This is a genomic window from Vibrio sp., from assembly GCF_047973365.1.
Lineage (GTDB): Bacteria > Pseudomonadota > Gammaproteobacteria > Enterobacterales > Vibrionaceae > Vibrio.
On record NZ_JBKEBW010000058.1, the window covers coordinates 37855 to 53370 of the forward strand.

Sequence of the window (15516 nt, forward strand, 5' to 3'; positions counted from 1 at the left end):
GACCATTAATGGAACAAACGTACATCTCAAATAAAAAACACAACAAATTCAATACATTAAATTAAGCAACTTATACCCATCATTTAACTGGCAAGTTGAAATGGCGTTTAAATAAACTAAAGATGTAATATGAATATTTTAATGAATCGATAAAAGGCCGAAATCAATTTAGATTTCAGCCTAATTTATTGTTTTACAATACTAATGCTACGGGGCAACCCTACCCTTCAAACAGTTAGGGTAAGATAAAGCCCGTGAAATGGGTTAGCGAGCCACACCGCTGTACGGTAGATAATCCGTATAGCCATGTTCGTCGCCACCGTAGTAGAGAGACAGATCCGGCTCTTGGATTGGCCAGCCATGACGATAACGTTCAACTAAATCTGGATTAGAGATATATTTCGCTCCAAACGCAGCCAGATCAATAGTACCGTCAGAAAGTAACTGATTGGCTTTGTCCAAATCCATACCACCAGCCAGGATCAATGTTCCCTTAAAGGCTTCACGGAATTTTTCTAAGAATCCGTCTGGCATAGCAGGAGCACCACGGCTAGCCTGGTCCATAATGTGAACATAAGCGATGCCACGGTCATTCAGTTCACGAGCCAAATGCAGGAAGGTCTCTTCTTCTCCCTCAAAATCGCCCAGATCGTGTAAGCGACCAAATGGAGAAAGGCGGATGCCGACACGTTCAACACCAATGCGTTCAATACACGCATCCACCACTTCTAGTGCAAAACGCACACGGTTTTCAACCGTTTCACTGCCATACTGATCCTGACGATCATTAACCGCCGCATTAATAAACTGCTCGACGAGATAGCCGTTCGCACCGTGAATTTCTACACCATCAAAACCCGCTGCAACGGCATTTTCTGCTGCCTGAGCGAAATCAGCGATGACATTCTTAACTTCTTCTGTGGTCAGACGATGAGGTTTACTCGCAGGGACAAAACTTGGTTTTCCATCCGCATCATAACCAAACGCGCTACTATTCGTAGCCTGCTGATCCGTTGAACTGACCGGAAAAGCACCCTCTTTTTGCAATGATGTATGACTAATACGACCTACATGCCATATTTGGGTATAAATAACGCTGCCAAGATCATGTACGCGCGCCGTCACTTTACTCCAGGCATCGATTTGAGCCTGATTCCAGATCCCAGGGCAATCGACAAAACCAGTCCCTTGCTGACTGATTGGCGTACCTTCGGTCACAATCAGCCCTGCATCTGAACGCTGACCGTAGTAACGAACCGTGCTGTCATTAGGTACATTGCCCGGAGCTCTGGCTCGAGTCATAGGGGCAACAACGGCACGATTTTTTAACGTTTTGCCATTTAACACATAGTCATCGAAAAGCACTGTCATTGGATTTTTCTCCTTAGGTTGCAAAAAGAGTAAGGTAACAGTGCCATGCTAGAGAACGGATACTATAAATGGAATAGCGATTTGCTTATTAACAATATAAATAAAACTTATATCAGAAATGAGGTAACTGGCTGACTTCCAGACAGAGTGCCCGAATCCAACGGTGAGCGGGATCTCGATGTGAACGTTCATGCCACGCCATGCTTTTAGTAAAACCAAGTACCTCTAACGGCGTATCCATGATAACCAGATTATCGTGACGGCACGCTAAGCGTCTCGGAACCACGGCAATCATATCGGTAATTCTTAAAACTTCGGGTAATACCAAAAAGCTATTCACTGACAGGCCGATATGACGGTTGAGCTTCATTGCAGCTAATGCATCATCAGTAGGCCCCCAAAATCCGCCTTTATTGGACACCAGAATATGCTCTAAAGAACAGAATTGTTCCAACGTTATCTCATCTGCTGCTGCGACAGGGTGACTTGCACTCATCATGCAAACATACTGCTCTTCATATAAAGCGCGGCTATGTAGTTCCTCCGGTGTGGTTTGAGGTGTAACAAGAGCCAAATCGACGGCACCTTGTTCCATCTGCTGTGCAAGGTTATCATGATTGACGTTAATTACCGCCACCCTCACGCCTGGAGCCTGTTTTTTAAGCTCTGCCACCAAGGGGACAATAACGGCTTTGAGGGCATAATCTGTCGCGGCGATGGTATATGCCATTTGTGCAGTCAGCGGGTCAAAATGAACGGGTTGTAATAACAAGTTTATATCGGCCAAAACCCGTTTAATTGGGTCTGCTAACGCTATAGCTCTTTCTGTCGGCACCATTCCACGTTGAGAGCGAACAAAAAGTGGATCATTAAAATTATCTCTCAAACGTGTCAGCATCGCACTCACGGCGGGTTGCGTCAGCACTAAGCGCTGAGCGGCTCGAGTGACACTGCCTTCATCCATTAACGCATCGAATGCTTTGAGCAAGTTCAAATCTAAGTTTCGGATGTCATTATTCACGTCAGTTAAATACTCCTAAAATAATCATCTCTCTAAAAAACACTAATATTCCAACCTTTCGCGCCCCCTTCAATCACATTGTGTCAGCGTATCCTCAATGACTTTTACTACTTGATCATAGCGCAGCGCAAGTTGAGAATGACGTTTGCTAACCAGATAAACGGGTTCGTTGACCTCTTTTTCAATGTCCAATATCTGCAGTTTATCTCGATCGGCAAATAAATTAACACAACGTTTCGGCACCACCGTAAAACCAATACCTTTAGAAATCGGCACTAATATTTGATGGATTTGATTGATGTAACTTTGCGTTGAGATACCGTCGAGATCCAGTTTTGATAATAGTGATAAATCAGACTTCTCAACGTAAGTTTGAAAATAATGCGGCAGATCCGGATGACGTATCACACCGAGTTCTGACAGTAGATTATCGAGTGGTAATGCTGAATTTACAAATTTAGGCACAACGAAAACCAAAGATTCAGCGCCAATCACCTTACTATCAAAATACTTAGGATTCGGCTTTTTAGTCACTATACCAATATCGAGCGTTCCGTTTTGTATCTGCTCAAAAATTCGTTGATTGGGTGTCGCTTCAAGTTCTATTGAAAGCATGGGATATTCAGATTGTAATGAAAGCAATTGCGGGTATAGCAACCAGGCAAAAGTCCCTGAACAACCAATAGTACAACGACCGCTAAAAGGTTCGTCTCTTCCTAAATCCTGTAATAACTCAGATTCTTCCTCCATTCGTTTAAGAGCAAATTGATACACTTTTCGACCATAAACGGTTAACTCAAACTGTTTGTTGAATCGTCTTATCAACGGATAACCACACGCCAATTCCAGTTTATTTATATGTTGGCTAACACCGGGCTGGGTCATATTGAGCGCTTCAGCGGTACGAGTGAAATGCCCCAGTTCAACCAAAGTTTTAAAAGTATTAAGCCAAATAGGATTTAGCATAAATTAATAACTCATAATTATCATAATAAGAATATTTAATAATTTTTTATTTCGTAAGGCAACTTTTAAAATGGCATAGCATGACTTAAATTCTATAAGGAACAGCTTAATGTCAAACACAAACACATACCCAAGAACCTTTTCCCATATCGGTATCTCGGTGCCGAATCTGGATAAAGCCGTGAAGTTCTATACCGAAGTACTTGGTTGGTACCTGATCATGAAACCAACCACCATTGTAGAAGACGACACTCCTATCGGTGAAATGTGCACCGATGTTTTTGGTCAGGGGTGGTCAAGTGTAAAAATCGCCCATCTGTCTACGGGAGATCGAATTGGGGTTGAAATTTTCCAGTTTGAAAATGCTGAAAATCCGGAAAACAACTTCGAATATTGGAAAACCGGTGTTTTCCACTTCTGCGTACAAGATCCAAACGTAGAAGAGCTAGCTGAAAAAATTGTTGCCGCCGGCGGTAAAAAACGTATGAAAGCTCCTCGTTTTTACTATCCTGGTGAGAAACCATACCGCATGATCTACATGGAAGACCCATTCGGCAATATTTTAGAGATCTATAGTCATAGCTACGAATTAACCTATTCGAGCGGCGCGTATAACTAATCCCACCTAATTAAGAGGAACGGAAAATGAAAGCTATCACCTATCACCCAGAATCGGACCGTTTTACGGTCACGAATATCGCAGAGCCAGAGTTAGAAACGCCTTTCGACGTTATGGTCAAAGTCCATGCGGTTGGTCTTAATCCGGTCGATGCGAAAATTAATTACTGGTTTGGTATTACTGAAGCGGGTAATCGTGACATGGTTGGCGGACTTGATGTCTCTGGTGTGATTGTTGCTAAAGGTAGCCAGGTCAGCGATTGGAATATCGGTGATCGTGTTCTCTATCATGGCAATATGCGCCGCCGTCAGGGTGGTTTTGCTTCATTTTCCGTTCATGACTCTCGTACATTAACCAAACATCCTAACCTATCCGATATTGAAGCGGCGGCATCACCTTGTGCCGGATGGACAGCCTATCGTGCACTGAACGATAAACTTCATCTTGCGGGTAAAAAGAGTATTGCTATCTACGGGGCAAGCGGAGGCGTAGGAAGCTATGCTCTCCAACTCAGCCGCTATTTTCAGCTTGATACCATCATTGCGGTCTGTTCAGAACATAACTTTGATTACGCTACATCATTAGGTGCAACGCATTGCCTCGATTATCGGGATCAGCAACTTCTCACCAAGGTGAACGCCATAGCAGAAAATCAGGGGGTTGAATGTGCTCTCGATTGTATCGGAGGTCCGACACAGGCACTGACTTCCTCAATGCTTGGCTTTGACGGGCAATTAGTCGAACTGGTAAGCACCATTGATTCTACACAGCATCAAAACGCGTTTGATCGCGGCTTAACGTTACATCAGTTAAGCCTGGGGGCTGGTCACGTGAACGGCGAGATGGGCATGAAGTCAATCACTCAAGCGGGTATTGCTATGAATAACCTTCTTGAGCAGAACATCATTGCTTCTCCTCAAACGACCACAATTAGCTTAAGTGATATCCCAGAAATCCTTAATCAAATCAGACAGGGGCATTCCCGGGGAAAATACGTCGCTAAGTTTTAGATATAAATCATCGTTATACCCCATATCCTTTTTTGTGATTGGAGTAATAAGTGCAAAAATCGGATGATATCACCATCAACGAAACAACATGTTTCACTATTCAAACATGAGGAATTCATTATGAGTGACATCATCTGGCCTGAAGGCTTTGTACCCGGTTTTACTGACAACTTCTGTTCAAATGAAGTGATTGTCGCTGGTCTTTCAACAAAAGATATCTGGCCTCTACTTAACACACCAGCATTATGGCCAACTTACTATGCTAACTCTGCTAATCCTCGTTTTTATGACGATAAAGGCCCTGAGTTAGAAAATAACGTTCTATTCTATTTCGAAACTTTCGGCTTCCCGGTTGAGTCACAATGTGTTGAACATATTGCACCGGTAGAAGGTCAACCTGCACGTATTGCATGGCATGGCTGGTCAGGCGAAGGTGATACTCGTTTAGATGTACATCATGCCTGGTTAATTGAAGATCTTTCTGACAACCGAGTTCGCATCCTGACTCAGGAAACCCAAAATGGTAATCCAGCCAAACAACTTGCAGCAACTAAGCCTAACCCAATGATTAATGGTCATCAGGAATGGTTAGACGGTCTGGTTGAAGCAGCCCGTAAAGCAAGATAACAATAAAATGCCACTCGCTCTAAACGAATGGCATTAATCATAATCTATGGGATTTTAATTTTTAATCAAAACAGATCAATGTAGTTTCAAGTTAGGACGTAGCACTCGGTTAATACGACCCACCAACATCATCAAACCTGTTTTGAAAATGCCATGCAACGCCATCTGGTGCATTCGATACAGAGAAATATACACTACGCGTGCAATACGACCTTCAACCATCATTGAGCCTTTGGTTAGGTTACCCATTAAGCTACCCACCGTTGAGAAACGACTCAGTGAGACAAGGGAGCCATGATCTTTGTAAACATAAGGTTTAAGTTCACGACCATTAAGCATAGCTACAATGTTTCTGAACGCTTGTGATGACATTTGATGAGCCGCTTGAGCCCGTGGTGGCACGAATGACCCGTCAGCCTGTGTACATTGCGCTAGATCACCGATGGCAAAAACATTGTCATCACGCGTTGTTTGCAACGTATCTTTTACCACTAGTTGGTTAATACGGTTTGTTTCCAGACCTGCGATATCTTTCATAAAATCAGGCGCTTTGATGCCCGCTGCCCAAACCATGATATGCGCGTGGATCTTGTCACCATCTTTAGTGGTTAAGCCATCTTTATCTGCCTGAGTGACCATAGTCGCGGTACGCACGTTCACACCCAGCTTAGTTAATTCACTGTGTGCGGCAGAGGATATACGAGGAGGCAGAGCAGGAAGTATACGCTCGCCCGCTTCAACCAAGTTAACGTTCAGCTTGCTTGAGTCCAAATCACCAAATCCGTAAGTACGAAGTTCTTTAATCGCATTATGCAGTTCAGCACTGAGCTCGACTCCTGTAGCCCCTGCGCCAACAATTGCGATATCAACAGTACCTTGACCATTTTTGGCGTGCAGTTTTAGGAACTCATTGTTCATTTCAGTACGAAAACGGTGAGCCTGTTCTGGGCTATCCAGGAAAATGCAGTTTTCGCGAACGCCTGGAGTGTTAAAATCGTTTGAAGTGGAACCAATAGCCATGACCAGAATGTCATAAGCCAGCTCTCGCTTAGGCATAAGGAGTTCACCATGATCGTCATACAACTCACTTAATACGATTTTTTTACGTTCGCGATCAATCGACTCTAAACTGCCTAGTTGAAAATCAAAGCTGTGGTTTTTGGCATGAGCACGGTAGCTAAGCGCATCAACACCTTCGTCCAACGAACCCGTGGCAACTTCATGTAACAGAGGTTTCCATAGATGGCTTGATTTACGGTCTACTAGAGTAATATCTGCTCGGTTCTTGCGGCCTAAAGTACGCCCAAGCTTAGTTGCAAGCTCAAGACCACCAGCGCCACCACCGACTACAATAATGCGTGTCACAACAACATTCCTCAAAAATAATGAAAAATCAACGTTCAGCATGAAAAATTCACACTGAAGAAATTCTTAAGTTCGTACTAAGCTCAACGATTTGAGGCTAATTATTAATGTTAAGTGTTTGAGACAGAAATGGATTTTAATCTAAATTCTAGGCAAGTTTTATGCCTTGCTCTTAGTCATTTTTTTGATGTACATCAAATTTATTTCGAGGCTCACATTATATCTAGCAAAATCCGCTACGCAACCTTATATTCATTCAAACTGTGGGGAAATAAGCCATAGATTGCATAATAAAAAACGGCCGAATGATCGACCGTTTTTTACATTAAATTTTGTTAAATCAAGCCGTTTTGAAAGCTTTTATCGCTTGAAGATGTTGCGACAACTTCTTGAACTTGTGAGACTGTGTTTCATCCCAAATGATGTCGTAATAATCTTCTAACGCTTTAGCGGTTAGTTGGTTATCAAGCATTTCGTCATTGCGTGACAGAATGACCAAACAACGTCCTTTGTTCTTAACACGGTACTGTTCAACACATTTGGTCGCGATATCATCATACTCTTCTGGCCGATCAATTTTGCCAGTCATATTGTTTTCTGGACTGAGATTTGGGTTAAGAATCACCTGCTTGATACCACAAAGAAAACCAATGCGTTCAGACCAATAGCCACCTAAGCCTACGCCACAAATAATAGGATTTGGATCATTAGAATGCTCAATCGCTTTATGAACTTCTTTTAGCAGATGCTGCATATCGTGCTTTGGATGTAAGGTGCTGTAGCTGACAAAACGAACGTCGTCGTCAATAAACTGCAGTTGCAGAACTTTTTCGTGGTTCCCTGGACTGGTTGAGTCGAAACCGTGCAAATAAATAATCATATTACTCTCCCGCTCCTTGAGGTTTAAATCTACCACGAACACTAAGGTTTTAAAGTAAATCGTGTTGAAACATACGATCCATAAATGAGAAACAGTGATCCTAACTACAAAATGTTTCTTTTATTTTAATCGCCTGCTGATAATAGTACTCATCGCCCCATAACTGAAAGGCAAGTAGATACCAAAGCATCGCCATCACCGTCGTTCTGGGTAGCCACGCCTTAGTTCCTTCAATCCATGTATCAATATCTTCGATATTTCGCAACTGACAATAACGCGCTATGGCTTCCGCGGGATTTTCGCCAGCGACATCAATGCTTAATGCCAGATCCATCCTTGGGTCAGCAACGGAAGCATATTCCCAATCGATCACTTTGATGCCATTTTCAGTTCGCACCATGTTATAGCCAGCTAAATCAAAATGACACAGCGCGTAACCAACGTTGGCTAAACTTGGCGAATTACGCCAATCCCGATACAGTTTTTCAAACTCAGGTGTTTTTAAACTCTGTTTTATTTGGAACCAATAATGGTCAATTCGGGCAGAAAATGAGAATGGCACGACGGGGATTTTTATCGTCTCAATGGTATGAATTCGTGATTGGACTTTGAGCAGAGAATCAAAGCTGATGCCTTCGCTAAGGGATTCACCTGCAACCCATTCGACTAACAGCCCGTGCTCACTGATAAATACGGGCACAGGTCCGATATTGGTATTCTCAATCGCTTTGAGAATTTGGTATTCCTGAAAACGAGAGATAGAGAAGGCTTTGGTGATGCTAGTATTCGGGCGCCATACATAGGTTTCACCCTTTTGGCACACAACCTTCCAACAACGGTTAGTTAACCCCCCTGTTAAGGTTTGTGCATATTCCGGAGGAAAAGAAAAATAGTGAGCAACAGCCTGCAAGGTTGGATCTAACTGACACGCTTCTTGCCAAGACATTCTCGCCATTGCTCACCTCATTCACCTTCAGGACTGGCTAGGATTAAAGACCAAGTAAACTCTTAGATTCTTGTTTACGAATTTCGGTTTCATCAGCCCATTCAATAAGACCCGTTTGCAGATCCATTAAACGCATGGTCATTTTGTAGTAAACGTCTTTATCACTGCCAGCACTCTTCACTATGCTAGCCAAGTTTCCGTACAACATGTATTGAGCACCCACCATTTTGCCGAACTGGATTGCTGTACTTTGGTTGACAAGTTCATCGTTGTTTTGGAAGTTAAGTTGTTCACGCACAGATTCCACACGATCCATGTCAACAAAACGGAACTTACCGGAATTCAACATCTTAGTACTAATGGTGTCAGTAATTGACTCAGTATCAATATGCTCGCTAGTTTTGTTCTTGATACGTTCGACAAAAACAATCGGTCGAGAATCACGAGTAATCGCAGCAACAGAGCCCGACATCATCATGCTATCGACCATTTCACCAGCAATTTTTTGCAGATCCGTAGAACCGAAATCAACGCTAACCGTTTCTACAGCTTGCGCATCACCATAACTGACTTTGTTTGAACATCCACCAAGAATCACTGCTAATCCAAGCAACGCAATAACACTCTTTTTCATTTGCTTTCCTCTAAAAATGCCTAGTTATCAGATTCACGGATCTGAACTCGAAATTGTTTCCCATTTGGATTGACCGAAACTTCAGATATAGAAATACTTTCCATGCCACGTACAATCGCTTGTTTCCACGGAGCGAGCCGAGTGTTTACTTCCAATCCATTTTCATCATACCAGTAGAAACGATATTGAATATTTTGGTCGCCATTATAATTACTGACCAAACGGACAACGCCTCGGGCATGTCCATCAACATCTATCGTAGAAATATCATCAATAACAAGTCGGCTGCCTAATACGTTGTCGGCAAACAGGACTCTTTGCGATTCACCTTCAACGCTAAGTCCTGCGGTATTATTACCACATCCCACTATTACTAAAGCTGACAGTAAAGCTACTAGCCATTTTTTCATCACAATTTTCCTAATTGCTTATGCCACACCGTGGCATTCGACCCTTGCTGAGATACCCAAACAAGCGTGGTTCCCCTGTCCGGGACATTGAAGCTGTACGACTTACCAGCAACACTCAATGTTTGCTCACCTGACAGCACGATTTCAGTTGCACCTTTAACTGAAGCTGGCAACGTAATCCAACTACGAGTGTCTGGTTGCTCCGTTAGTGTATTCCAAATATTAAACACTAAGTTACCCACATCGTTGCCATTAGCGGTCTCTTTACGCAACTGATCCTTCGCCATAACACGCAACGCCTGTCGAATCGCGATTGTTGGCATCTTTTCCGATAAGTTTTGTTGCGCCATCAAATCAACATCCACTAACGTTGAGGTGCTGATTTCTTTGCCATTCAACTGTGAATAAAACTTTTGTTGCACTACGCCACTGTGGTAGTAAGGCAAAGCTAAAGAATACAGCGCACTACGTCCTCTGCTGTCATAAAGAGGTAAAGATAATCGCCAGCTTTCCATTGCTTTAACAACACCTTGCTCTTGTAACAGAATAACTCTTCCTTGCCCATTTTGCAGAGTTTGTGTCACGCCATACTGCTTTTCCAACACTACGAGGTCTTCTTTCATACCAAGACGTTTAGCAACTCTTAATGTACCATCAATCACTGCGTTATTTTGCGGTGCAACCGCCAGGGCACGTTTGTAATCAATATAAGCACTGTTTAGGTCATTGGATGCTTCGTAGAGAAGCGCTGACAGATAAAGCAAATAGCCATTCTGTACTGCCTGCAACGTTTTACCGGCATCGGGATATTTAGCGAGAACACTGCCTAAATTGGCACTGACACCGTTTTCACGTAGCTGATTTTGCGCATTTTGCAGTTCGGCTTCACGGTTAGCTCGGGCTTGTTCCTGAACCTGATTCGCTCGTCGCATCTCAACTAATGCGCCATCCAAATCATTAGCCTGTACATAGTTGAGACCGAGATAAAGATGCAGAAAACCTAACTCGTAATCCGCTGGTTGATAATCGTTTAAGTTGTCGTTAGCCGCCAAGGAGCCAACACTCGTTGCCGTATCTGAAATAGAGATCAGCGCTTTACTTTGCTGCTCTTTTATCGCTGCATCGGAAAACTCAAATGTCGCTTTACTTTCGGCATACTGCTGATTCAAAAAATAAACGCGACCCTTCTCCAAATTATCAAGAATATCGCCTGCCACGTATTCTTCGAGCAAATCTGTCGCTTCTGCGTACTGACCTTGTTTGACTGTTTGATACAAATTCTGATTCTGGGCACTGTAATGACTGAACAGATTACCGGCCGTCAGATTGGCGCAGGCACTAAGTAGCAAACAGACTATGGAAACCGTAACGTGCTTCTTTGTCGCCTTCACCACATACTCCGCAAATATTAGAATGGAGACAATAATGCCCCGTCGTGTAACGGGACATTATCATAATTAGCTCATTAACAGCGGGCCAAGTGGACGCCCGCCAACAAGGTGCATGTGAATGTGATACACCTCTTGTCCACCATGAGAATTGCAATTGACTAACAGACGGTATCCGTCTTCAGCAATCCCCTCTTCCTTTGCCAACTTCTTAGCTACAGTAAACATACGACCTAGTGCAAGTTCATCACTCTCTTCCACATCATTCACGGTAGGGATCAACTTGTTGGGGATGATCAGAATGTGACTTGGAGCGCGAGGATTAATGTCTCTAAATGCAGTGACTAAATCATCTTGATAAAGAATATCTGCTGAGATCTCTTTGCGAATAATTTTACTGAAAATGGTTTCCTCAGCCATAAAGTGCTCCGTAATAGGCATTTTTTATCAATCATTGTGCATTTGAGTATGCGTCAAGGCACTTCAAAGCTCAACACAAAACATTATCCAGTTAACAGAATTCAATTTTTGATAGTAGCAAATCACAATTTTGTAACTTTCCTCAAAAAAAGAACGGTTGATGATTCATAGAATGAATGGATTTTGCCATAGAGCATTATTTATTATTTTTTTGAGATTGTGTTTATTGGGGGGTAAAGGTATGCAAGGTTCCGTAATTAGACGGATGTATGCTGGGTTTGCATTAATTATTGTCATGTTTGCTGTAACCGTCGCTATCATGATGAGCGGAATGAATCAAATTCATTCAAATTTCGAAAGTGTATCGAAAACCGCACTGCCGCTGGTTTCGTTATCTAACCAGACGAGCGTTCAGTTGCTGTCAGCAGATAAATCTTTTAAAGACTTTCTGACCACTCAGAATCTCGCGCGAATGAACGAAATGCGTGCCTCTTTTGCGGCGGCAAAAAATAAATTCGGCGAAACCTTAAATCAGTTACAAACGGCCAGTGTTTCTCACCCCGAACTGATTGAACGAGTGGACTCACTGAAACAATTAGAAAACCGCTATTTCAATGAAGCTGACAATGCTATGAGCAACTATCAAGCGATGTTCGACGCTCAAGCTAAAGTCCAAAAATCCACTCGCGAGTTCCAACGTTTACAAGCCGAATTAAGCGCAGGAATGAAAGAAGCTGTGGATGGTCAAGACAACATTTCTGTTAAAGTCATGGCAAAAAGCTACTTTATAAAACTGCGCGATGCCGAAGTGATCACATCCGACGCATTAGCGAGCACAGATGTAGCCTTTGTCGAAAAAGCCGTCGCACTCAATAAAAAAGCCGTCACCCACCTTAATTACGCTTATCGTGGTTTGATAACTCAGTTGCCAGAAATTAAAAACAATTTTGAGCAGAAAGTGGAGAAGTTTACTCAGGACATTGGTCAGAAAGGCGGCGTACTAGATCAACACAATGAATATCTTAAAGCTCGTACAGCTTTGTATGAAAACATTGGTAACCTAGCCGCTGATATCGATAACGCGATGACCATTTTGGATTCATTTAACGAAACAGCAACCGGCGATCTTAATGGTTCGTTAACTGAAGCTGGTGACGTTTATTATCAAGGTCTGTATAAAGCTGTTGCTATAGGTATCGCCGTTGTTGTGCTAGCACTCGCGATTGGTTATCACCTAGCGCAGAGTGTACGTGAACCACTAAAACGAATTCTTACCACACTGGAAAGCCTGACGAATGGTGATATGACACAACGTATCGGCATTCGTTATAACAACGAATTTAGCCGAGTGAGTGGTCATATTAATACCCTTGCCGATAGCCTGCACGACATACTGAAAAAGCTTAATCAAGCTTCTGATGCGCTAACCTCTACCGCGAACAATAACCAGACGACATCCCAAGGCGCACAATCTCAGTTAAACAACCAACGTCAGCAAACAGCAAGCGTTGCAACAGCAATGACCGAAATGGCGCATTCCGTTGAGGAAGTGGCCAACAGCGCACAAAACTCGCTGCAAATGGTTCAACAGGTTGAAACCGCATCTGAATCTGGTCGCGTGATTATGAGCCAAAATATCTCAACGATTAATCAACTTGAGGCTCGCTTAACTGAATCTGTGCAAGCAACGAATGATCTACGCCGGATGAGTAGCCAAATAGGTAGTATTCTTGATGTAATCCGTAATATCGCCGAACAGACTAATTTGCTCGCCCTTAACGCAGCTATCGAAGCGGCTCGTGCTGGTGATCAAGGTAGAGGTTTTGCCGTAGTCGCAGATGAGGTTCGTGTATTGGCCCAACGCACCACTCAATCAACCGCTGAAATTGAGAACATGATTAACAACCTGCAATCAAGCTCAACGTCTGCCAGCAAGGTGATTGAAAGCTGCATGAAGGATATGGATCAATCTGTCGAACAAGCATCAAATGCGAACAGCGCAATGGAAGAAATTCAGGCTCTAATCATCGAAATCAGTCAGATGAGTACGCACATTTCTCAAGCTGCGGCTGAACAAAATGAAACAACAGCAAGCATTGCGCGTAGTATTGAAGACATCAATCTCATTGCTGATGAAAGCTACCGGGCAATGGAAGAGATCGCAGATAACAGTGCCAATCTGACTCAACTGGCAGCACAGCAAAGCGAGTTGGTACACAGATTTAAACTCTGATTAAACTGCGCATTATAAGTACAAGATTGTAATCATTAGGTAAAAACTCTCTTCAGGGTGGTCTTTTCTATAAGGTCACCCTTGTTTTTTCCGCATAGCACCGTTATATGATAGCTATGGCTTGCGGCAAACCTTTCATACTTAACTCTTTTTGCAAGCCAAACATGAGGAAAAACTATGGCCGTTCATGTTGGCATTATTGACCAAGACCCAGTCCGTTTGGTTACCCCACTTCTGGATGACAGAACCGCAAGCCGTCATATAGTGTTTATTGGGGATAGCTCGCAAGAAGCGATGTATGTTCGCCTGCATACGGTGCTTAACCAACGCAATATCACCTCTGAGTTTTTTGAAATACCAGCCGGCTCAAATGTCGCTGAGATTAAAAAAGCCATTAACAGACTTGCGAATAACCTCAAGCAACGCAATTTATCCGTTAAGTTGAATGCAAGCTGTGGACTGAGACACCGACTGCTCTGTGTATACGAAGTTTTTCGCACCTACCATTGGCCGATTTTTGTGGTCGAACCTAACAGCGACTGTCTATGTTGGCTTTATCCTGACGGGAATAGCGATACTCAAGTACAAGACCACATTACCATCTCAGATTACCTGACCATATTTGGTGCGCGTGGTGAATTTAGTGAGCAGAACATTCCGCCTCAATTGGACGAAAAGCTTTATAACCTAGGTGAACGCTGGGCAAGTAACGCTTTAGAGTTGGGTCCCGGCTTAGCAACACTGAACTATTTAGCGACGACTTGCCGCAAAGAACAGCGTTTGGACGTAGAGTTATCTGAAAAGCAGCAAGGTTATCGCGAATTGAACATGTTGCTGAATGATTTAGTGGAAACTGAAATCGCTAGCTATGAAAACGGCATTCTGACCTTCGTCAACGAAGATGCACGTCGATTCTCAAATGGTGAGTGGTTAGAGACCCTTGTTCACAGCACTGTTAGGCAGATCCAAGACGATTTGCCAACCATTCAGGATCGCTCATTAAACGTCCAAGTTTATCGTCAACTCGGAGATAAAGAGGTTCGCAATGAGCTGGATGTCGCAACCGTTGTAAATAACAAGCTGTATATCATTGAATGTAAGACTAAAGGCATGCGTGATGACGGCGATGACACGCTCTACAAGCTGGAATCTCTACGTGACCTGCTGGGGGGGCTGCAAGCTCGAGCTATGCTAGTCAGCTTCCGACCTTTACGTCACAATGATATCACTCGGGCTGAAGACCTTGGGCTCGCATTAATTGGTCCTGACGAACTGAAAGATCTGAAAACTCATCTTACCGCTTGGTTCACTCAAGCTGGCGGCAGAGAAAATATTTAACACGTTATGTCTTAAAATAAAGCCCGCATCAAATGCGTAATACCAATCAGTTAAGAGAATCCTCGTTCCCATGCTCTGAAGTGACCCCCAATAGTTGGACAACCAATTATTGGGGGTCTTTTATTTATGTCCAAATACAGTCGCGAGTTAAAGTTCAAAGTAGCTAAAAAGTATCTTGATGGCTCCACTCCTCGAGAGCTCGCTGAAAAATATTCTGTCCCAACAAAACATGTTCGTTATTGGGCTCATGTTTTCACTATGCATGGTTCAAATTCATTTTTAATTGAT

Annotated in this window: 15 protein-coding genes; 5 read left to right on the forward strand and 10 right to left on the reverse strand. The window is 43.1% G+C overall.

The annotated features are described in order from the left end of the window. Window positions 1-264: 264 nt before the first annotated feature. The 3 genes from ACK5MF_RS08505 to ACK5MF_RS08515 form a co-directional block, all read right to left on the reverse strand. A complete protein-coding gene (locus ACK5MF_RS08505; RefSeq protein WP_416921242.1) occupies window positions 265-1371 on the reverse strand; it encodes an alkene reductase in 1107 nt (368 codons plus the stop codon). A gap of 112 nt (window positions 1372-1483) precedes the next feature. Next, on the reverse strand, window positions 1484-2392 hold the full coding sequence (locus tag ACK5MF_RS08510) for a LysR family transcriptional regulator (protein WP_416921244.1): 909 nt from the start codon (window positions 2390-2392) through the stop codon (window positions 1484-1486). Window positions 2393-2461: 69 nt separating this feature from the next. After that, on the reverse strand, window positions 2462-3358 hold the full coding sequence (locus tag ACK5MF_RS08515; protein WP_416921246.1) for a LysR family transcriptional regulator: 897 nt from the start codon (window positions 3356-3358) through the stop codon (window positions 2462-2464). Window positions 3359-3467: 109 nt separating this feature from the next. Between ACK5MF_RS08515 and ACK5MF_RS08520 the strand changes: the two genes are divergently transcribed. The 3 genes from ACK5MF_RS08520 (at window position 3468) to ACK5MF_RS08530 (ending at window position 5614) form a co-directional block, all read left to right on the forward strand. Continuing rightward, window positions 3468-3977, forward strand: coding sequence for a lactoylglutathione lyase family protein (locus tag ACK5MF_RS08520; protein WP_416921248.1), 510 nt, complete (start codon window positions 3468-3470; stop codon window positions 3975-3977). A 26-nt stretch (window positions 3978-4003) separates the two neighbouring features. Then, a complete protein-coding gene (locus ACK5MF_RS08525) occupies window positions 4004-4987 on the forward strand; it encodes a zinc-binding dehydrogenase (RefSeq protein ID WP_416921249.1) in 984 nt (327 codons plus the stop codon). A gap of 120 nt (window positions 4988-5107) precedes the next feature. After that, window positions 5108-5614 (forward strand): SRPBCC domain-containing protein, encoded by a 507-nt coding sequence (locus ACK5MF_RS08530; RefSeq protein WP_416921251.1) that lies wholly within the window; start codon window positions 5108-5110, stop codon window positions 5612-5614. 75 nt (window positions 5615-5689) lie between these two features. On the opposite strand, the gene ACK5MF_RS08535 is transcribed toward ACK5MF_RS08530, so the two are convergent. The 7 genes from ACK5MF_RS08535 to hinT form a co-directional block, all read right to left on the reverse strand. Then, window positions 5690-6979, reverse strand: a complete 1290-nt coding sequence (locus tag ACK5MF_RS08535) for an NAD(P)/FAD-dependent oxidoreductase (RefSeq protein WP_416921253.1) — start codon at window positions 6977-6979, stop codon at window positions 5690-5692. Between the two features lie 340 nt (window positions 6980-7319). Next, complete coding sequence (gene ycfP / locus ACK5MF_RS08540; protein WP_416921255.1) at window positions 7320-7859, reverse strand: alpha/beta hydrolase YcfP; 540 nt, start codon at window positions 7857-7859, stop codon at window positions 7320-7322. Between the two features lie 100 nt (window positions 7860-7959). Then, window positions 7960-8814 carry a phosphotransferase gene (locus ACK5MF_RS08545; RefSeq protein WP_416921257.1) on the reverse strand — a complete coding sequence of 285 codons (855 nt, stop codon included), beginning with the start codon at window positions 8812-8814 and terminating at the stop codon, window positions 7960-7962. A gap of 34 nt (window positions 8815-8848) precedes the next feature. Continuing rightward, the gene (lpoB, locus tag ACK5MF_RS08550; protein ID WP_416921259.1) at window positions 8849-9439 is read right to left on the reverse strand and encodes a penicillin-binding protein activator LpoB; all 591 of its coding nucleotides are present in this window, start codon (window positions 9437-9439) and stop codon (window positions 8849-8851) included. A gap of 20 nt (window positions 9440-9459) precedes the next feature. Beyond that, on the reverse strand, window positions 9460-9849 hold the full coding sequence (locus ACK5MF_RS08555) for a YcfL family protein (RefSeq protein WP_416921260.1): 390 nt from the start codon (window positions 9847-9849) through the stop codon (window positions 9460-9462). Beyond that, window positions 9849-11264, reverse strand: coding sequence for a COG3014 family protein (locus tag ACK5MF_RS08560; RefSeq protein ID WP_416921272.1), 1416 nt, complete (start codon window positions 11262-11264; stop codon window positions 9849-9851). The genes ACK5MF_RS08555 and ACK5MF_RS08560 overlap by 1 nt, the downstream gene beginning before the upstream one ends. 42 nt (window positions 11265-11306) lie before the next feature. Next, window positions 11307-11657: a purine nucleoside phosphoramidase gene (gene hinT, locus ACK5MF_RS08565; protein ID WP_042486751.1), complete on the reverse strand. Its 351-nt coding sequence runs from the start codon at window positions 11655-11657 to the stop codon at window positions 11307-11309. 241 nt (window positions 11658-11898) lie between these two features. Here hinT and ACK5MF_RS08570 point away from each other — a divergent pair, with 241 nt between their 5' ends. Then, a complete protein-coding gene (locus ACK5MF_RS08570) occupies window positions 11899-13890 on the forward strand; it encodes a methyl-accepting chemotaxis protein (RefSeq protein ID WP_416921262.1) in 1992 nt (663 codons plus the stop codon). Between the two features lie 177 nt (window positions 13891-14067). Continuing rightward, window positions 14068-15228 (forward strand): DUF1887 family protein, encoded by a 1161-nt coding sequence (locus ACK5MF_RS08575; RefSeq protein ID WP_416921264.1) that lies wholly within the window; start codon window positions 14068-14070, stop codon window positions 15226-15228. The last annotated feature ends 288 nt before the right edge of the window (window positions 15229-15516 follow it).